Source organism: Gardnerella bivia (assembly GCF_049262715.1).
GTDB lineage: Bacteria > Actinomycetota > Actinomycetes > Actinomycetales > Bifidobacteriaceae > Bifidobacterium > Bifidobacterium vaginale_A.
In genome coordinates, this window is record NZ_CP058399.1 from 1,417,841 (window position 1) to 1,437,992 (window position 20,152).

Below are 20,152 nucleotides of genomic sequence, written 5' to 3' on the forward strand. Positions count from 1 at the left end.
CATAAACAAATATGAAAGCAAAAAATTATTAAATTTTACTATTTTCCAGCAATTCTCTAGCGTGTTGCAAAGAAGCTTTAGAATCACTTCCTGAAAGCATTCGAGCAATTTCTAGAACACGATCTTCATACCCCAATTTAGTTATAGTAGTATCTGCTAAAAGCGTAGAAGAATCAGAATCAGAAGCAGCAGCAGAATCAGAAGCAGCAGCAGAATCATTTTGATTCAAACTATTCTCTTTGTGCTCTATAGTCTTTCGTACAACATATTGAGTATCAGCAAAAGAAGCAACTTGAGCTAAATGAGTTACTACAATAACTTGACAACTCTTAGCAAGCTGAGCCAATCGTTTTCCAAGCTCAAGAGCAGCAACACCTCCAACACCTGCATCGACTTCATCAAAAATAAAAGTCATCTCGTGATTATCATTACGCCTACAACGAGCAGCAACGAGCTCCATAGCTAACATCAATCTGCTTAATTCTCCACCTGAAGCACTACTAGCAATAGGTAAATCTGAAGATGCTGGAAATGGCTTAAATAAAAACTCAATACTATCTGCACCATGACTATCTAAACGAATATCACCAGAGCCATCTTTTTCATTTTCAACAACTTTCACAATGAGGAGCGCATCTTGCATAGCTAAAGATTTGAGTTCTTCAGTAACATCATCACTAAGTTTTCTTGCAGCATCAACACGCTTTTCAGTTAATATTTTAGCTAAACGCAAAGCATCACAATATTTCTCATTGCATAATTCTTTAGCACGTTTTATTGCCTCTGGAGAATCATCTAAATCTTCTAATTCATATCTAGCTTTTTTAGACCACTCAAGAACATCCTCTATTTTAGGACCCCATCTTCTAGTAAGCTCATTTAAATCATGAATACGAGCATTGATAGAATCTAAATCTTCTTGACTCTCATCAATATCTAATTGCTGCGTTAATTGCATAACGATATCTGAAAGTTGTGCAGAAATATCATCTAGCTGATTTAAAATATCATCATATAAGCCTTCAACGCGAATAGATCTAAGTGCTTTAATAGCATTATCTATAAGATGCAATATATCAATAGAATCAGAAGAATAATCGATTTGACTAGCATCTATAGATGAAACTGCATCACTTACTCCCCTAATAATTTGAGCAGCATTTTCTATGCGATTCCTTTTTTCAATAAGATCTATATCTTCATTAGGTTTAGGATCAATATGATCTATTTTTTCTAATGATTCTCTCAAATAATCAGCGCGCTGACGAACTGAAGATTCTTGATTTATAATGCGATTATATGATTCTTTAGCACTTTTCCAATCCTGAAAAGCATTATAATATTCTTTTAATTCTGCACTATCGTTTGCAATAATATCAAGAAAATCACGCTGATTTGCTTTAGATGCAATTCGCAATTGGTCACTTTGACCATGAATTGTAATTGCATAAGAAGAAATTTGACTTAATAAAGTTTTAGGAACACCTTTACCAGAAACCGTTGCTCTAGATCTTCCATTTTTAGGAACGCTACGAGATACGTAAACATCTAATTTTGAATTATTTGTATCTGATTCTTCTAAATAAATTCCAGACGATTGTAATAAATTCGCTAAAGAACTATCTTTATATGTACAAAATACGCCCTGTACCCATGATTCATCAGCATTTGCTGCTATTCTCGACAATTGCGCTTTCCCACCAGAAATCAATGAAATAGCACTTAATAACATTGATTTACCAGCTCCAGTTTCTCCAGTAATAGCAGTCATAGAATGAGAAGGAGTGAACAATGCGTGAGAAATTGGTCCTAAATTACGAATCTCTAATTCTTCGAGCATGCGATACCTCTATTTTCACGCCAACCAACAACTGGCAAATCGAACTTAGTAACTAATCTTTGAGTAAAAGACACGCCTGAAAGACGAGCTAAAAATAGTTCATCTTTAGATTGACGAATCTGAATCCTAGAACCTTTCGGAAGAGCTCTTTGACGTCTACCATCACAGCAAATCCAACCACCTGAAGATGAATTGTCAAGAATGTCAATTGTAAAAGTAGAGCCTGAACCAATAACAAGAGGCCTAGCGAAAAGCGCGTGAGCAGCTAAAGGAACTAATTGTAAAGCTTCAACATTTGGCCACATAATTGGACCTCCTGCAGAAAAAGCATATGCTGTAGAACCTGTAGGAGTTGAAACTATTACTCCGTCACAACCAAAAGAAGACATTTCTACATCGTCAACACGAATTGAAAGCTCAACCATACGACCCCTGTCAGATCTATCAAGCGTAATATCGTTAAGCGCCCAATCACATAATGGTTCACTTTCTCCAGGGAGCCATACATCTACATGCGCTTCCATTCTATGTTCCAAAAAATAATCTTTTTTAGCAATTCTATGAATAGCTTCATCAATTTGAAAACTTTCAAATTCAGCTAAAAATCCAACATGCCCTAGATTTATACCGATAATTGGAACTGGAGTACAATGCACTAACTCAGCAGCTTGGAGCATAGTGCCATCTCCACCAAGAACAACAACAATTTCAGTATTTTCATCAACTATGCAGCAAGGCTTTTGAGCAAAATCTGAAAGCGAAGCACTATTAAATACATCAACATTGAATCCTGCATCAACAAGTCTTCTAGTAACTTGCATAACAACAGCGCTGTGTTTATCTAATCTCGCATGAGTAACAACTAGCGCACGGCGAGAACCCGAAGCAACATCTCCTATGAATTGTTCCGGCATTGCACAGCCCCCCATCACACTGTTCATAACATAACAACAACTATTGTAATTGTTACATAACACATTGTGCAAAACTAATTAAAAACTTTATTCAATAATTAACACGCGCATAAAGAAGATACTCAATATTGCCATGCGTACCTTCTATAGGAGATTCATGAGTAGATACAACTTGAAAACCATTATTTTTAGCACAATCTGTAACTGTTTCTAACGCTTTAATTCGAAGATTTTCATCTGTTACAATCCCACCTTTGCCAAGATTACCTTTACCTACTTCGAATTGCGGCTTAACTAACAGAACAACGTTTGTTTTCAAATCAGCAATACGAGCAATTACTGGAATAACTAAAGTAAGAGAAATAAAAGAAACATCCGAAACAATCAAATTAGGCTTATATGGCAGATCTTCTTCATAAACATCTCGAATATTTACTCCACTCATTTCAATCACTTTTGGATTAGATGCGATTTTTTGATGCAACTGTCCATGCCCAACATCTAAAGCTATAACAGATTCAACTCCTCTTTGTAATAAAACATCACAAAAACCACCAGTTGAAGCACCAATATCTAAAGCTTTAGTTGATGAATTGATTTCAAGACCAAGATTTTCAAATAACGAAAATGCTCCTTCTAATTTAAGAGCTCCTCTAGAAACATATTTAAGACAAGAATCTACATTTTTAGACTCATTAAAACTTATTTTTTCGTCAGTTTTTACTAAAAATGATGGTTTTTTAATATTTCGATTATTTACATTAACAATTCCAGAACGTATTAAACGCTGAGCAATTGTCCTGCTTTCAGCTAAACCTCGATTTACTAGCACACAATCTAAACGCTCAAAAAAATCAGAACTACTCGCGCGAGAACCAGACGTTTGAAAGATAGCACGAGAACACGAATCAGATTCAGAAGACTCAAAGCCAGATCCACTCGCGCGAAAATTAGATTCAACTTTAGTAAAATTTATAAAATCTTTACTCGCGCTCATAAACAAAACTCCGGAAGAATATAATCATCTAGATTTTCTCCACTATCTTTCAAACTCCACGTCAAAGCGCAAGCAGCACGCAAAGCATTGCAATCACTAGAATCACTTACTTCAATTAAATGATTATCAACAATCTGCGCTCTAGCATTAGCACAAACAAAAGTATTTTCGTCAATACGTTTTGGCGCTTCATGAGATTCGTTTAAACCTCTTAAATCAGCAGACACAAAGCTAGGGCGCAAATAATCTGGAGCAAGCATTAACATTTTAGGATTCGTAACACCTGTAAGAACAAGCAACGACTTATACCCACCTCTCGTACCAGCTTCAATATCTGTATCTAAACGATCTCCAACAGCAAGAGAATCATCTATGCTTATAACAGGATTAGCGCACTCATCTTTTTCTGTATAATCGCAAGAATCCTTAATAGATGTTAAATCATTACTATTTGCACTTGCAGCAACAAGCAATCTTGCTTCATCATACATTGCAGACTCTGGTTTACCTGCAGATGCAATTGGTTCAACTCCAGTAGCGTTAATTACAGCTTGAATCATAGAACCGCATCCTGGAGCAATTCCAAGCTCACGAGGAATTGTTAAATCACGATTTGTAACAAAATATTTTGCACCATGCTCAATAGCGAATGAAACTTCTGCCATTTCAAGCCATGTCATTTGAGGATACCAGCCTTGAATTACAGCTTGCGGAGAATCTTCGCATGAAAATACTGGTTCAAGTCCTACTTTTTTCACCTCTTGGAGCAAATGTTCTGCACCCAAGACAAGAACCTTCGCACCACAATCTACGTGACGCGCAACCATTCGAGCAGCGACAACTGAGGATGTAATAATCTGCCATGGCTCTACTTTTAGTCCAAAACTTTCCAATTGCTTTGCAACAACAGTAGGAAAACGAGAAGAATTATTAGTTGTATATTCAATAAACATACCGCGATTTTGCGCACCAGCAATAGCCTCACAAGCATTTGCAACAGCATTTCCACCTCTATAAACAACACCATCTAAATCAAGTAATGCTAAATTAAAGGATTCACTTAAAAATCGTTCACTTGACAATAAATTTGTTCGTTTATTAAGTTGCATAAGACTTCCTCGCATAATTTAATCGCAAATTAACAATTGCCCGACTCACTATTGTTAACACAAAGCAGCCGGGCACGAAAATTAGTTTTGAATATTATTCTCTAGAATCAACAGTTCCATTTGAAGTAGTTTCAACATTATCTGAACTACTTAATTTATTATTATCCTTTTCAGAATTTTCGGATTCTGCTAGAGAATCAGATTTAGATTCCTCAAAACTAGAATCATCTAAGCTTTCAGAATCATAAGAATCTTCAGAGTCTTCAGAATCATAAGAGTCATAAGAATCTTCAGAGTCTTCAGGAGCAAATTTTGCATCATCTTTACTAACTCCAATATCTTCTAACAAAGACTCATTGAAATGTTCCAAATCATAGTCAATCACAATATCTTCCGGATTAACTTCATCATCTTCAATATCCGCATATTGCTCTTCTAAGCGATCTAACAATCCTTCTAATTCAAGAGCTTCATCACTTCTTCCAGCTTCTTCTAAGAAGTATTGTTCAGCTTGAATAGCACGCATGCGATACTCTCCAGGCAAACCCTTTGAACGTCCCATAACATGAACAAGCTCAATAGCTTTATCAATATGATTAGTATCAGCTAAAACTCCAGCATAAACTAAGAATAATTCAGCTTTTACTTCTCCAACAACAGATTTAGCTTCATCAGACATGCATATTTCTAATGCTTTATCAAGATTACCAATTCCGCGTTCGCAATCAGCAATAAAAGGCAAATAATCAAGATAACCATTCATACGCATTGCTGTACGAAATTCTCTCGCAGCTAACTTATAATCACCCTGACGATAAGCAATAAAAGCTAACGTTTCTCGAGAAAAATCAATACGAGAAGCTTGCTTAGCAGCCCATTTAGCATGCTCTAAAGCCAACTTCGGCTCTTCCTCTTCCAACGCATAAGCAGCAAGAATATGCAAACCAATATTTTCTGCATGCTCTTTAGAAAGTCCTCGCAAACGTTCACGAGATTCCTTAGAAAGCATTGCCCACTCCATACCCTTAGGCATTTTAGGCTCGCCTGGACGGCGCGCAGTATATGGATTTTGCGAAGGATACGAAATAGTTCCATCAGAATTACGGCGCGGACCATTCTCATAATTAAAATTACGATCTTCAACGCGCTTATCATAGCGATTATAACGATTTTCGCTATGAGAAGCACGATTTGAATCACGATTCTCTAAACGGCGCTCACCATGATTCTTAAAACCATCTTTATGGAAACCATCTTTATGGAAACCATTACGCTTTACTCCATCTTTACGAAAATCGCCATTATTAAAACCATCACGACTTGACTTACGATTATCATAACGTTCATCATTGCCATTAAAACGATTAAAACGATTATTATCAGACTTCTTATAACGTGGGTTACCGCTTTTCACTGAACCGCTATTTTGCGAACGATAAGCATCAGAACGTTCAAATCTAGATTCATCATTGCTGTCAAAACGATGATTGAAACGGCGATCATTGCGCTCGCCATCGCGCTTAAAGGAACCCTTATGGAAACCATCGCGCTTAAAACCATCGCGCTTAAAACCGCTCTTATTGAAAGACTTTCTAGCACCATCTCGTCTAGTATCATTGCTATCAAAATCACGGCGCTCATTGAGCTCATTGCGCTCGCCATCGCGCTTAAAGGAACCCTTGTGGAAACCATCGCGTCTTAAGCCATCTTTGTGAAAACCGCCATGTCTCTCAGCGCTTCCACTTTTGGCACCGTTACGATGACCACCAAATTTTCCTCGTCCACTAAACGACTTGCCACCGCTTCTAGAATACCCACGTTCTTCGCCCATTATTGGCATACCTCTCACTAACGCTTAATTGCAACTTAATAATTGCAAAAGCATAATTCAACTATTTATTAAACTCAATAAATGCTAGACACAGAAATATTCGCACATCTAGCAATAAATACTTATACAATTTGCTTATAATTCTAATAATTCAAGATTACATTAAAAACAAATCATATTCTCTCAACAGCACCAATAGCTTTCTTACCTCTACGAAGTAAAGCAAATCGATTATGCAAGAACGAATCCTCACTTAAAACGTCATCAACACTATTCACGCGTTCGTTATTCAAATACAAGCCACCAGAAGCAATAGCACGGCGAGCTTCAGAAACAGTGCGGAACAATCCTGCTGCAACAGATGCTTCAACAATACGATTACCTACGCTAGACTTAGCGAAATCCAAATTTCCATCTTCGTTTTTAACTTTAACGCCATCTATTGCAGCGCACAAAGTAACTTCATCAATACTAGATAAATCACCTTTGCCAAACAAAGCAGCTGAAGCAGAAATAGCCTGATTTGTAACATCCTCACCATGCACAAAACTTGTAACTTCCCAAGCCAAAACTCTTTGAGCTTCACGACTACCAGGATCTTCCTGTATTTGCTGTTCTAGACGCTCAATCTCACTCTTTGGAAGGAATGTAAAAGCCTTCAAAAGCTTCACTACTTCATCATCAGGCTGATTAAACCAGAATTGATAGAAACGATAAGGGCTAAGCATAGTAGGGTCAAGCCACATGGCATTACCTTCAGATTTGCCGAATTTACGACCTTGATTATCTGTAATAATCGGGCTTGTAAACACATGCACAGATGCTCCACGAACTTTACGAATCAAATCCATTCCGGAAGTTAAATTACCCCACTGATCTGAACCGCCAAGTTGCAAAGTAACATTGTAATTATCAAATAAGTACAAAAAGTCATTTCCTTGCAAAACTTGGTAGCTAAACTCAGCAAAAGAAATACCTTCATCAGAATTCAAACGCCTAGCAACAATATCTTTAGAGAGCATCGTACCAACGCGGAAATTTTTACCAACATCACGCAAGAAATCTATAGCAGACATCTTTGAAACCCAGTCATAATTACTTACGAATCGCACTGGATTTTCTCCATCAAGCGGCAAAATTCTTCCAATTTGCTTACGTAAACGATCAGCCCAAGCAGAAACAATATCTTTAGAATTTAGCGTGCGCTCTCCACTTTGACGAGGATCTCCAATCAAACCGGTAGCTCCACCAACCAAAGCAATAGGATGATGTCCTGCAACTTGCAAATGACGCATATTAATAAGCTGAACAAGATTACCTATATGCAAAGAAGCAGCAGTAGGATCATATCCGCAATAATACGTCAATGGTTCTCCGTCAAGTGCTTGAGCAAGCTGCTTCTCGTCAGTAGATTGCGAAATCAATCCACGCCATTTCAGCTCTTCAAACAAAGAAGCAAACCCAGCCTCTTTGTAATTCCTGACCTGAGCCATTCGTATCTCCTTATTGCAAAAATTACAGAAAATATCGGGCGCTTAAAGCGCTATAAGCCTTTCAATTTTGTCAGTAGATGACGACACTATTTTGAAACAACAGAAAGTAACCAGTTTGCTCTTTTTTCAGCTTCCTCATTAGATACGCAAACCATAATCACAGTATCATCTCCAGCAACAGAGCCAAGAATACCTTTTAATGGTTGCTTATCAATAACACTAGCAACATACTGTGCAGCTCCAGATGGAGTATGAATTACAACAATATTATTTGCGAAACCAACTTCTGTGATAAGTCCTGAAACCACACGCGCAACTTGCTGATCAATACGCACAGTATCCATAGCATGGCGGTTTCCAGTACCATCACCTAAAACATATGCGATTCTACCATCAGTAAGACGTATTTTAACAGCATTCATTTCGTCTAAATCACGACTCAAAGTAGCTTGAGTAACATAAAAACCGTGACGAGCTAGAATCTTAGAAAGCTGAGATTGTGAAGTAATAACCTCACTTAAGATAGCTTGCTCAATTGCATTTAATCGTGCAGCTTTAGTAACAGGGCGTTGCTTTCCAACTGATTTACTAGTATTAAATTCTTCTGCTCCATTATTGTCATCTGCATAATCATAACTATCAAAATCATTTACGCTTACATTCTTAAACGTTTTATTAGATTTAGTCATAATATTTATGCACCTTTTATATACCTTTTTACAGATTATTCCAATCTAATATACATTAAAATACTAATAAATATTTAATTTTTTACACAATTTTATATAAATCAAAAACAATCAATATATAAAATCAAAATAATTCTAAAACACATAAATAGTGTAACTGAACGAATGAAAACGAACAGTTACACTATTTAACAAGCCATTAGCTAGTAAAGCTACAAAAAGCATTGACTAACAGCACTTAAGCGTAATTTAGAATATTAAATACTACACTCGCAAAGTAGCATGCAATTCTTTAGCAGATTTTGTAATCGATTCGCGTACAGATTCCATCTCTTCACCAGAAAGAGTTCTATCTTTCGCGCGGAAAGTCACAGAATATGCAAGAGATCTTAAGCCATCTGAAAGCTGCTCGCCTTCATAAACGTCAAAAAGCTCAATAGACTCAAGCAAATCACCAGAAGCTTTTTTGATAGCATCTTCCAAATCCCTAGCAGTTAAAGAAGAAGGAGCAACAAAAGCAAAATCTTGCTTAACTGGAGGGAATGTTGAAACAGGCTTAGCTTGAACAGGCTTAATGCACATAGATGCAAATAAAGCAGTTAAATCAAGCTCAAAAGCAGCAGAATGTTTAGGCAAATCTAAATTCTCATCAACTTGAGGATGCAACTCTCCTACAATACCAATCTCAACTCCGTCACTTCCATCAACTGGAACATACACTTTAGCAGTACGACCAGGATGCCAAGAAGCAGGAACAACATTTGCAGAAAGCTGGCGAATTTCAAAATCAACACCAATTCGCTTTCCTAAACGTGTAACTGCTTCTACAGCATCGCTCCAATCTACATCTCTATGAGTTGCAAGCCAACCAGTTTCTTCAGCTTTACCTGTCATTAAAGCAGAAACATGCAAAGGTTGATCTGGCAAACCTGCATCCAATGCAGCAAGTTCAGCATCTGTAGGGCGCACGCAACCAGGCAAAGCTGGAATAGCAGGAGCTTTAGGATCTGCAAGATACACGTGACCTAATTCATAAAGCGAAACATCACTTAAACCACGATGAAGATTCCTACGAACGCTACCAGCTAAAGTAGTAAGAATATTACGGCGAAGCCAAGGTCTATTCTCAGCCAAAGGATTAGCAATTCTAACGCTAACTTTAGATACTTCATCAACATCTTGGCGGAAAGCTTTAAAATCTTCCTCTCCAACGAATGGATAGCTCAAAGACTCAACTAGTCCCATTTCTGCAAGCTCATACGCAATAGCTCTACGAATAGATTGTTCAGCAGTCAAACCCGTTTTACCAACAATAGGAACAGCAGGAACTTTAACAGGAATCTCGTCATAACCAATTAAACGAGCGATTTCTTCAACTAAATCACAAGGCTCATTCAAATCTGGTCTCCAAGTAGGAGGAAGAACTGAAAACGAACCATTTCCACCACCAGCTACTGAACAACCAATATCAGTTAGAATATCGCTAATACGATTCAAATCAACATCAAGACCTGCAACACGCTTAACTTCATCAGCTTTGAAAACAATAACACTACGCTGTTGAGTGTTATTAACGTCATTAGGATACTTAGATGGATTACCTCCACCTAAATCAGCTAATAACTTAACAGCCATTTGAGCTGCAGCAGGCTGAAGCTCAGTATCAACACCACGTTCAAACCTACGAGAAGCTTCAGAAGGAATCTTATGGCGACGAGCTGTACGAGCAATAGAAACAGGATCGAAGTGAGCTGATTCAATCAACACATTCTTAGTTTCACTCGTAACTTCTCCATACATTCCACCCATAACTCCAGCAAGACCTAACACGCGAGAGCCATGATTTCCACTTGGAGAATCACAAATCACTAAATCCTCTTCAGTAAGCTCATGATCTTTACCATCTAAAGTAGTTAAATGCTCACCTGTTCTAGCGCGGCGAACAACAATAGGACCATCGATTTTATCTAAATCGTAAGCATGCAAAGGCTGACCAAGATCCAACATCACATAATTTGTTACATCTACAGCAAGGGAAATTCCACGCATACCTGCACGAGTCAAACGTCTGCGCATCCATTGAGGACTAGAAGCATTCGCGTCAACATTCCTAATAGCGCGAGCATAATAACGATCACAACCAATAACGCCATGAATAGGATTATTATCTTCAATACTTACATCAATATCAGTTGGCTCTCCTGCTGGAAGACCATCTAAAACTGGAATATCTTTATTTAATTCAATAACAGGATCTTTATAAACTGCTCCAGTTGAATTATGGTATTCACGAGCAACACCTCTATATGAGAATGCATAACCACGATCAGGAGTTATGTTAATCTCTAAAATCGGCTTATTTAGATGCAGCAAATCCATAACATCATCGCCAGGTTTCAAAGCATCGTATTCAGCTTTAGAGAACCCATACTCGCGTAGCAAAATAATGCCATTATGACTGTCACCTAATCCAAGCTCACGCTCGGAAGCACACATGCCATCTGAAATATGACCATAAGTTTTTCTAGGCTCAATCTTGAAATCTCCAGGAAGCACAGCTCCAGGAAGAGTTACAACAACCTTTTCTCCAGCAGCCATATTAGGAGCGCCACAAATAATGCCACGAGGAACCTTCTTACCGTTGGCGTCAACATCGTTATACTTATCTCCAACGTCAATATGGCACCAGTTTATAATTTTACCGTTCTTTTGTGGTTCAGGAGTAGCATCAACTACGTAACCAACAACAATAGGACCTGTAACCTGAGATGCGTGTATTTCTTCCTCTTCTAAACCAACACGAACTAAATCTTTAGCTAGTTGTTCATAAGTTAAACCATCTGGCACTTCAACATGATCTTTAAGCCAGTCAATATCTACCATTGGCATGAGTATTACTCCCCCATTACAAACTGTTGTGCGAAGCGCTTATCGCCTTCAACCAAATCATGCATATCGTTAATATCGTGTCGAAGCAACAAAGTACGCTCCAAACCTACTCCAAAAGCGAAACCTGTATAAACTTCTGGATCTAATCCTGCAGACTTAAGCACATTAGGATTTACCATTCCACAGCCGCCCCACTCGATCCAGCCAGGACCACCTTTTTTATCTGGGAACCACAAATCAAGCTCAGCACTAGGCTCAGTAAATGGAAAATAGCTAGGACGTAAGCGACTCTTTGCATCTGGACCAAACATAGCAACCGCTAGACGATCAAGAACACCCTTCAAATCAGCCATACTCAGATTCTTATCTACAGCCAAAGCTTCGCATTGATGGAACACTGGAGTGTGAGTTGCATCTAACTCATCAGTACGAAAAACTCTACCTGGAGAAGCAATATAAAGAGGAACACCACGTTCAATTAAAGCACGAACTTGATCAGATGAAGTTTGCGTACGCAAAACCATGTTCGAACCAACAAATCCAGCAGCATCTTGAGCTTGATTACCTTGAACATAGAAAGTGTCTTGCATTTGGCGAGCAGGATGATCTGGACCAAAATTCAAAGCATCAAAATCAAACCACTCAGTTTCAACCTCAGGACCTGCAGAAATCTGCCAACCCATAGACACAAAAAAGTCTTCAAAATCTTCAATAATACGCGAAATAGGATGACGCGCACCCAAAGGCTTACGGTTTATAGGAAGCGTCATATCTACAGTTTCTGCAGAAAGAATACGAGCTTCTTCAAGAGATTTAATTCGTTCAGACGCAACTGCGAAAGCACGACCGAAATCTGCACGCAATTGTGACATTACTTTGCCAACTTCCTTCTTCTGTTCAGCAGGCAAACTACCAATCTCTTTACTCGCCAAAGTCATAACAGATTGCGAACCAGCATATTTTGTTTTTGCCGACTTCAAATCATCCATGCTTTGAGCGGACTCTACACAAGCAATGCCCTCTTCCACTGCTTTTTTGACAGCATCCAAATCAAATGGCTTATTACCCGTCACAGCACCCTTCCTATTCATATAAGAGTTAATCGTTACGCTACAAAGCTACATTTTTCGCTCATGACTAGACATAGCTAAGCCCATAAGCATAACTGCTGCACTAGTAGCTAAATTCATTGATTCAGCTTTACCATAAATAGGTATTATTGATATTTCATCAACCTTATTTAGAATTTCCTCATTCAAACCACGAGCTTCATTACCAAATAAAACAGCTAAAGAAGATTTCATTAGTTCACTATCTTTAACTACAAGAGGAAAATCTTTTGGCTTGCGATTTTTCGTGCCGTAAATATCTGCAGCAATTATTTTCACACCAGCAGATGAAGCCCAATCAAACCATTCACTTTCGCTCATAGTAATTACAGGAAGATGGAATAACGAACCTGCAGTAGAGCGAACAAGTTTTGGATTTTGTAAATTAACACAATCGTCAACAAATACTACAGCATCACATCCTGCAACATCAGCAACACGAATAATAGCACCAGCATTACCTGGATCTCTTACTTGCCAACAAGCTGCAATTCGCAAAGTTTTACTACTTTTTTTCGCACAATCTTCTAAATTCTTAACATCTGATTCGTAGGAATCTTCTAAAGATTTAGCGCCCAAAACAGCAACAATTCCTTGACTATCAGTGCTAATTTTTTTCATTACATCACTTGTTACAGGATGAACATAACACTGTTTTTCCAAAGATTCGCGAACGATAGAAGTGATTGTAGAAGTGTTTGTGGAAATGTTGTTGAAGATAGAAGTGTTTGTAGAAGAAGAATTACTATTAGCAGCATTTGAAACGTAGCAACCTGCACTATTATTCGGCGACTCAAGCGCATCCGAAGACTCAAGCGCATAAACAGCATCATCTAATGCATAAATATCACAAATAAAGTCTGAAGCATATCGAACAGCTTCACGTACACTTTGAGGTCCTTCAACTAAAAACTTTAAATTTTCATGTGATTTTATACGTTTTATAGCACAAATACGCTTTACTCTATCGCTATGAGGATTATCCATCAATTCTTTCAAAGGCATAATATCACCTTACTTTAAACTCATACCAACGCTTAAGAATGCTAATTAAATTACTCATGATGCTCAGATGAGCTAGGAGTTGTGTATCCTTCCGGTTCTAGCTGAAAAGTGGTATGCGAAACAGATACAGGAAAATGCTCACGTAAACAATCTTGAAGTTGACTAAGAATTTGTGCACACTGATCCATATTCAAATCTCTATCAACAACTACATGAGCCATAAAAATAGGCATACCTGTAGAAACAGTACTAGCATGCAAATCGTGCACAGCTATTACATGCTCAACACTCTCTAAATGCTTACGAACTAAATCTAAATCTAAACCTTCAGGTGTTTGTTCCAATAATACTTTTATAGCATTTTTTAATAATTTTATTGCCCTAGGAATCATCAAAATCGCAATAATTCCACCAGCTAAAGCATCAAATCCACTCCAATTAGTACTCATCATAACAACTGCTGAAATTACTACAGCTACAGACCCTAAAGCATCATTCATAACTTCTAAGAAAGCAGCTCGCATATTCATATTGTCGTTAGAACGAGAAACTAAGATAATAATAGATCCAACATTGGCAATCAAACCAAGAAGACCAAAGAAAAGCAGCTGATTCACATCATGAATACCACTATGCCCATTACCAAAAAGACGCATACATGCTTCAACAAGAGCATATACTCCAACGAAAAGTAATACTAAAGCACCTGCTGCAGCTGTAATAACTTCTAAACGCGCCCATCCCCATGTACGTTTCCTATTAGGACGGCGCTGCATAAGTATTGCAGTTAGAGTCGAAGCAACAAGAACTGATATATCTGTGAGCATATGCCCAGCATCAATAAGAAGCGAAAGAGAATTTGTAAGGAAAGATCCTACTACTTCTGCAAAGAAAACTATTGACGTAAGAGATAAAGTTAGAATCAAGCGCTTCTGATGCGAACGATGCGGATTATAGCTATTATTACGTGATTCATTCGAATTAGATTCAATAGAATATTGCGAAAAATCAGTATTAGCATAAGATTCATTTGAGCTAGATTGCGTTGAAATATCATGATTATGCATAAATTAAGCACCCCCTATATGAGCATACATCAGTTAAATAAATCACAAAATATTTATGATTATTATTTTTGCGCTATGACCCATGATTTTGGCATATAACCCCTGATTTTTGGACACACGACCAATGAATTTTTGGGCATATGACCAATAAATTTGGCATACGACCAATTATTTTAGTCATATAACCATGATTTTAGTAAAACGTGTGAAAAGATATGTGCTCTAAGCCCAAACTTAAAACGAAAGCTGGTCATTCCCCCAAACCTACCCCGAGAAGGGTCAAGGGTAAGGGGGAGCCCCAGCTTTCGCATATAAGATTGTATACTCACGTTAAAACTTTTTTGTTATATAACGCAAAATTCTATATGTATAGAAAGTTCGTGAAACTTGACTTATAATCCAAAAACACGTTTTCACACATAGCTTTGCAAATTATTATATCTTTTGCAAGGTGGCTAAAATCTGATAGTTGTTAATTTAATATAAAATTTATTTTTTATTCATCTGGTGAATGAACTTTACGCGGAACTCCTAAATCGTCTGCTATATCATCGTAGTTATCGCCACATTCATAAGGATCTAGCAAATTATAAGCTTCGATTAGCAGCTCTTTAGGTGCACTCTTGTGTAGCCACGCGTATACTAAATAAATATCAATTGCAAGCGATGGTTCGCCTGCTCGAATAGCACTATTGGCTTCTTCTTCGGAAACCTTATCCATATATGGCTCAGCATAAGGTCTAAGTTTCTCAACCATGTCATAACAAAGTTTCATCATATCCATTAGCTTTTCACTCCTCTCTTATCTTCTACGTCATTATATGCAGTAACAATACGCTAACCTTTTTCTTTTTTGATAAACGCACTTCTAGAATAGCATCAGCAGGTGCAGGAAAGACCTGGAAAAAGTGTGGCTATAAGCAAAAACGCACGGTACTCCTCAGACTAATGTTCCAGTCTTGAAAGCTGGTTGCCGAGGTCCACGCGTTGCTATTAAGATCCCTATCTCATATGTGAAAACCAATTCCAACCACTAGTACTGGCTAGAAGTGCTATGAATAACCACACACTGCAAAAAGATCTAAAAGCACCGTGACGCGTTATTGTCAACAAGGACGAAAAGGAAAGCTAACACCCTTTGCGCCACAGTCTATTTTAGATTATCACGCGACACGTAAACACATTCGCATAAATCTTTGTACTACATAACTGTCTTCGTTGAGATACAAAGCCAGCCCTCGCTTGCATTGAAAGCACACCGTGCTTTCAACTTTAGCAAGCTCGGCGCTCCAAAATGCTTTAGCTAATAATCCATACACTAAAAGCACTTGGGCATGCCACGCGCGCAATAATCACTCAAGCAAACTCTTAAAACATTGCAGTCACATCAATAACCACAAAAACAAAAGCGCCACACAGTTAAAACTACGCGGCGCTTAATCGTGCCTCCGGTGGGACTCGAACCCACAAGCCCGAACGGGCGTCAGATTTTAAGTCTGATGCGTATGCCAATTCCGCCACAGAGGCAACAGACATATATTATGCCACAATAACTGCATAAACACAAATCAGCGTGTGGCGAGTAATTTCCTGCCTAAATCTAGAGTTATTCCATCTAATAAACCATGCTCACTTGCAACAAAAGTATCTAAAACTCCGCCATGATCCTCATAAGCAGCTTTAGATACTCTCTCTAAAACTCTGCTCCAAACTACAGCTCCGCCGCCAACAACATCAACTCTCCCAGGATGAATAGTCGCATAAGTACGCCTACGATCCCTAGACATACGCAAAAATCGATCATTAACTGTATAAGCTTGTTCTAATCCAATGCAAGCACCATCTACAGCACTATGATCATAATGTTTTAAGCCCATAGCGAGCGCAGTCATAGTTGTTACAGATCCAGAAACTCCAATAATCGTACGAGCCTTCCCGACTGGAACAACTTTCAAAGCTTCATCAATATGAGCGTCAATATCTGAAATAGCAGAAGAAATCTCATCATCAGTTGGAGGATCAGTATGAAGATGACGTTCAGTCATGCGAACTGATCCAATATTCATTGAATAAGATGCAACTACTTTTCTAGCATCAGACGTTTTGCCATCTCCGCCTAAAACTAATTCAGTAGATCCACCACCTAAATCAACAACTAAATATGGTGATGGCAACTCATCTCTTAAAACAACGCTTGTAGCACCTAAGAAACTCAATTCAGCTTCTTGAGTACCGCTAATTACCTCAGGCTTAACTCCAAGCTCGTCTATCATCATTTGCTCAAATACATCGCGATTATTCGCATCACGCGTTGCAGACGTTGCAACAAAACGAATCGCATCTACAGGATTATCTTTTAATACTTGTGCAAACTCTTGTGCTGCAGCTTTAACTCTCTGTAAAGCATCACAAGAAAATTGATGAGTTTCATCAATACCTTCACCTAATCGCACAACTCTCAACATTCTAGGAACAATATCTGTAATACCATGACTATCTACTCTAGCAATTTTTAAACGTATTGAATTCGTGCCACAATCTATAGCAGCTACACATACAGATTTGTTTGAAACTTCGCATTTACTTACTTTATTCACGTCTTTACTCACATCATCACTCACTTTACTAGCATCATAGCTGGCATCATCGCTTACATCATCACTAGCATCATCACTAGCATCATCGCTGACATCATCGATCCAAGGAATAGTGCAACGGCAAACAGAAGGATTAAACTCATCTACAATTCTATTAAGAACAATATCTCCAATAGGATTCACACCTTTGCCCATAACAAGCGTTTGAGCAAGTAAAGCATGCAAACACTTGACTCTATCAGGCATACCGCCAGCGCTAATATCTAAAATATGCTCTTCGCTATCTTTTAATCTCAATGCTAAAGCATGTCTAAAAGCCTTATAAGATTCAGACGCGTTTTTATATTGTTCAGCAATTTTTACATCGTTTTTCAAAAGAGCATTACATTCACGCATAAACCCTTCAGCTTCAATGCGAGATACAGCTTTTACTGCTTCAGGACTTGTTAAATAGAATGTTGTTGGAAAAGGCGTTCCATCTTCTAAGCACGGACGAGTTATAACAGCTAAAGGACGACCACACACGCAACGAGCACCTACAGCTACCATTCCACGAGGCATACGAGAAAGCTGACGGTGTACAATATCTACATCTGCTTTGCGCAAAGGCGTTGCACAAAATCTATTTAACGCATCTTCTACATCAAAAACCATTATCAAAACTCCTATATTTTATATTTTATTCTCTTAAAACATCTTTGTTTTTACACTAAACCAATAAAACCATACTAGTAAAGTAATCAATCACATAAATTAAAACTTATCACATAAATTAAAAATTACATTAACTAAATAAAACTAAATCAGCGGATCAAGTAGACCAAGTTGCGAATCAAACTAAATCAAACTAAATCAAACTAAATCAAGAAAAATCAAGAAAAAGTTATCTCAATCATTAGTTCTAGTTACAGTACTATCAATAGTTTTATCATAGGATTGTATAGTCAAATTATCTGGTTTATCTGCTTTATGTAGCGCATAAGACAAATCACTATACCAAGGAAGCTGAGTATGCAATTTGCTATTGGAATTACTATCTGCAAATTCATTAAGCACTTTACCTGTTACAGCTTCCGGATGCTCAACTCGAACTGCTTGCTCACCTGGAAACACAAATCCTAATCTGTATCTAGCACGTGTAGCAACATAAGCCTTATCATTCCAGCGATTTATATTGTTAATCAAATTATTTCTATGCGCATCAAGCAAAGTTTTTTCATGCTGTAATGCGTGGAATTCTGCTAAACTTAGAGCATAACTACGAATAGTAGCAATAAGTTCTATAGAACCTAAAATAATCACAGAAAGTAAAGCCGCAAAAACTATAGGACCAGAAAAAAATTTAAGATTTTTCTTACTGCTTTCTTTAGTATCAGCATTCAGCGCCATACGACGTTTTCTCATACTCATACTTCTAACCTACTTGTCATATTCGACGTATTAACACAAAATAAAATCAAATATTAAAACCACTATTTAACCCAATAAGAACGATTTATTATGTCAATCATATCTACTAATTGGCGAGTTTCTGCTACATCATGAACTCGAATCACTCGCCCTCCTCGCATAAACATAGCTGATTGCGCAACTAAAGTGACAGGCAATCTATCTTCTTTATCGAGATTAAATAATTTCTTTCCAAATCCTTTTCGAGAAATCGCAACTAATATTGGCCTGCCGAAACGATGTAATTGATTTATGTTTCGCATCATTGCATAATCTTGTTCACCATCTGCAACTTTTGCATAGCCAATACCTTGATCGAGTATAATCCTATTTTTATCAATTCCAGCATCTATAAGCATATGCAAATTATCTTTAAAAAATTCGCACATAGAGCTAGTTAAATTATCGTATTCTTTATCTCTGTTGCTATGCATTGTGACTAAACCAACATTAGACTCAGCCATAAGTTTTACTTTTTCAGGAGTATCAAATGCGCGAACATCGTTTACAATATCCACTCCTTCTTCAACAGCTTTCTTCATAACAGGAAGTTTATAAGTATCTACTGCAACAGCTACTTTAGGATAATTATCGTGAATATAGCGTATAGCTGGAATAACACGCTTGATTTCATCTTCTGGAGAGATTTCTAAATATCCGCCTGGTTTAGTTGTCTGACCACCAACCTCAATAACATCAGCACCTGCATCAATCATTTCTTCAATATGATCTTTTACTTCTTTTTCGCTTTGATATTTTCCACCATCATAGAAAGAATCAGGAGTAATGTTCAAAATCGCATAAACAATAGGCTTGTCTATAGTATCAAAACAGAATCTTCCAGCATGCCAAATTATAGATTTTTCACGCAAAATTTTATGAATACTTTCAAGCAAATCTGCGTCATTGTTCCATAATTTTTCGCATTCGCTTAAAAATGGCTTAAGCGCAATTAAAGGTAACATAAATTGAACACAAGATTCTTTTACATAATAAGAAACATCAAAATGACACAAAAAATCAACTATTTTTTTAGTGTAATCAACTGGAATATCTTCCCATTGCAATGCTAATTGCTGCGATTGTTCAACTTGATCTAAAAGCACTTGCTCTGCAAAACTTTTAGCTTCAATATTTTGTACTAAAGTAATTTTCATAAATAT

15 protein-coding genes and 1 tRNA gene are annotated in these 20,152 nt (G+C 37.6%); all 16 read right to left on the reverse strand.

All coding sequences use genetic code 11. From position 1 onward, the window contains the following. Positions 1 to 28 precede the first annotated feature (28 nt). Positions 29 to 1,840, reverse strand: a complete 1,812-nt coding sequence (gene recN / locus HXT27_RS05620) for a DNA repair protein RecN (RefSeq protein ID WP_103043103.1) — start codon at positions 1,838 to 1,840, stop codon at positions 29 to 31. Next, a complete protein-coding gene (locus tag HXT27_RS05625; RefSeq protein WP_075523387.1) occupies positions 1,825 to 2,754 on the reverse strand; it encodes an NAD kinase in 930 nt (309 codons plus the stop codon). Before HXT27_RS05625 ends, recN begins: the two co-directional genes overlap by 16 nt. A gap of 91 nt (positions 2,755 to 2,845) precedes the next feature. After that, positions 2,846 to 3,751, reverse strand: a complete 906-nt coding sequence (locus tag HXT27_RS05630) for a TlyA family RNA methyltransferase (RefSeq protein ID WP_103043286.1) — start codon at positions 3,749 to 3,751, stop codon at positions 2,846 to 2,848. Beyond that, entirely contained in the window at positions 3,748 to 4,860 is a 1,113-nt protein-coding gene (locus HXT27_RS05635; RefSeq protein WP_103043104.1) for an HAD-IIA family hydrolase, read from the reverse strand. Before HXT27_RS05635 ends, HXT27_RS05630 begins: the two co-directional genes overlap by 4 nt. Before the next feature lie 94 nt (positions 4,861 to 4,954). After that, the gene (locus HXT27_RS05640; RefSeq protein WP_103043105.1) at positions 4,955 to 6,691 is read right to left on the reverse strand and encodes a hypothetical protein; all 1,737 of its coding nucleotides are present in this window, start codon (positions 6,689 to 6,691) and stop codon (positions 4,955 to 4,957) included. A 173-nt stretch (positions 6,692 to 6,864) separates the two neighbouring features. Beyond that, complete coding sequence (tyrS, locus tag HXT27_RS05645) at positions 6,865 to 8,184, reverse strand: tyrosine--tRNA ligase (protein ID WP_103043106.1); 1,320 nt, start codon at positions 8,182 to 8,184, stop codon at positions 6,865 to 6,867. Positions 8,185 to 8,270: 86 nt separating this feature from the next. Continuing rightward, positions 8,271 to 8,873 carry an arginine repressor gene (locus HXT27_RS05650; protein WP_075523390.1) on the reverse strand — a complete coding sequence of 201 codons (603 nt, stop codon included), beginning with the start codon at positions 8,871 to 8,873 and terminating at the stop codon, positions 8,271 to 8,273. Between the two features lie 264 nt (positions 8,874 to 9,137). Beyond that, positions 9,138 to 11,762: a phenylalanine--tRNA ligase subunit beta gene (gene pheT / locus HXT27_RS05655; RefSeq protein ID WP_103043107.1), complete on the reverse strand. Its 2,625-nt coding sequence runs from the start codon at positions 11,760 to 11,762 to the stop codon at positions 9,138 to 9,140. A gap of 5 nt (positions 11,763 to 11,767) precedes the next feature. Then, on the reverse strand, positions 11,768 to 12,853 hold the full coding sequence (gene pheS, locus HXT27_RS05660) for a phenylalanine--tRNA ligase subunit alpha (RefSeq protein WP_075523392.1): 1,086 nt from the start codon (positions 12,851 to 12,853) through the stop codon (positions 11,768 to 11,770). A gap of 27 nt (positions 12,854 to 12,880) precedes the next feature. After that, positions 12,881 to 13,876: a TrmH family RNA methyltransferase gene (locus HXT27_RS05665; RefSeq protein WP_103043108.1), complete on the reverse strand. Its 996-nt coding sequence runs from the start codon at positions 13,874 to 13,876 to the stop codon at positions 12,881 to 12,883. Between the two features lie 50 nt (positions 13,877 to 13,926). Continuing rightward, positions 13,927 to 14,943 carry a cation diffusion facilitator family transporter gene (locus HXT27_RS05670; protein ID WP_103043109.1) on the reverse strand — a complete coding sequence of 339 codons (1,017 nt, stop codon included), beginning with the start codon at positions 14,941 to 14,943 and terminating at the stop codon, positions 13,927 to 13,929. 496 nt (positions 14,944 to 15,439) lie between these two features. After that, positions 15,440 to 15,727: a hypothetical protein gene (locus HXT27_RS05675; RefSeq protein ID WP_199172709.1), complete on the reverse strand. Its 288-nt coding sequence runs from the start codon at positions 15,725 to 15,727 to the stop codon at positions 15,440 to 15,442. Between the two features lie 659 nt (positions 15,728 to 16,386). After that, positions 16,387 to 16,470: transfer RNA gene (locus HXT27_RS05680), tRNA-Leu, on the reverse strand. 41 nt (positions 16,471 to 16,511) lie between these two features. Further along, complete coding sequence (locus HXT27_RS05685; protein ID WP_103043110.1) at positions 16,512 to 18,194, reverse strand: DUF501 domain-containing protein; 1,683 nt, start codon at positions 18,192 to 18,194, stop codon at positions 16,512 to 16,514. Positions 18,195 to 18,428: 234 nt separating this feature from the next. Then, positions 18,429 to 18,950: a septum formation initiator family protein gene (locus HXT27_RS05690; protein WP_103043111.1), complete on the reverse strand. Its 522-nt coding sequence runs from the start codon at positions 18,948 to 18,950 to the stop codon at positions 18,429 to 18,431. Positions 18,951 to 19,012: 62 nt separating this feature from the next. Next, entirely contained in the window at positions 19,013 to 20,146 is a 1,134-nt protein-coding gene (gene folP / locus HXT27_RS05695) for a dihydropteroate synthase (protein WP_103043112.1), read from the reverse strand. Positions 20,147 to 20,152 lie beyond the last annotated feature (6 nt).

Excerpts from the sequence above, each read along its gene's own strand:
- recN (WP_103043103.1), bottom strand. The coding sequence starts at position 1,840 with ATGCTCGAAGAATTAGAGATTCGTAATTTAGGACCAATTTCTCACGCA.
- HXT27_RS05625 (WP_075523387.1), bottom strand. The coding sequence starts at position 2,754 with ATGCCGGAACAATTCATAGGAGATGTTGCTTCGGGTTCTCGCCGTGCG.
- HXT27_RS05630 (WP_103043286.1), bottom strand. The coding sequence starts at position 3,751 with ATGAGCGCGAGTAAAGATTTTATAAATTTTACTAAAGTTGAATCTAAT.
- HXT27_RS05635 (WP_103043104.1), bottom strand. The coding sequence starts at position 4,860 with ATGCAACTTAATAAACGAACAAATTTATTGTCAAGTGAACGATTTTTA.
- HXT27_RS05640 (WP_103043105.1), bottom strand. The coding sequence starts at position 6,691 with ATGGGCGAAGAACGTGGGTATTCTAGAAGCGGTGGCAAGTCGTTTAGT.
- tyrS (WP_103043106.1), bottom strand. The coding sequence starts at position 8,184 with ATGGCTCAGGTCAGGAATTACAAAGAGGCTGGGTTTGCTTCTTTGTTT.
- HXT27_RS05650 (WP_075523390.1), bottom strand. The coding sequence starts at position 8,873 with ATGACTAAATCTAATAAAACGTTTAAGAATGTAAGCGTAAATGATTTT.
- pheT (WP_103043107.1), bottom strand. The coding sequence starts at position 11,762 with ATGCCAATGGTAGATATTGACTGGCTTAAAGATCATGTTGAAGTGCCA.
- pheS (WP_075523392.1), bottom strand. The coding sequence starts at position 12,853 with ATGAATAGGAAGGGTGCTGTGACGGGTAATAAGCCATTTGATTTGGAT.
- HXT27_RS05665 (WP_103043108.1), bottom strand. The coding sequence starts at position 13,876 with ATGCCTTTGAAAGAATTGATGGATAATCCTCATAGCGATAGAGTAAAG.
- HXT27_RS05670 (WP_103043109.1), bottom strand. The coding sequence starts at position 14,943 with ATGCATAATCATGATATTTCAACGCAATCTAGCTCAAATGAATCTTAT.
- HXT27_RS05675 (WP_199172709.1), bottom strand. The coding sequence starts at position 15,727 with ATGGATATGATGAAACTTTGTTATGACATGGTTGAGAAACTTAGACCT.
- HXT27_RS05685 (WP_103043110.1), bottom strand. The coding sequence starts at position 18,194 with ATGGTTTTTGATGTAGAAGATGCGTTAAATAGATTTTGTGCAACGCCT.
- HXT27_RS05690 (WP_103043111.1), bottom strand. The coding sequence starts at position 18,950 with ATGAGTATGAGAAAACGTCGTATGGCGCTGAATGCTGATACTAAAGAA.
- folP (WP_103043112.1), bottom strand. The coding sequence starts at position 20,146 with ATGAAAATTACTTTAGTACAAAATATTGAAGCTAAAAGTTTTGCAGAG.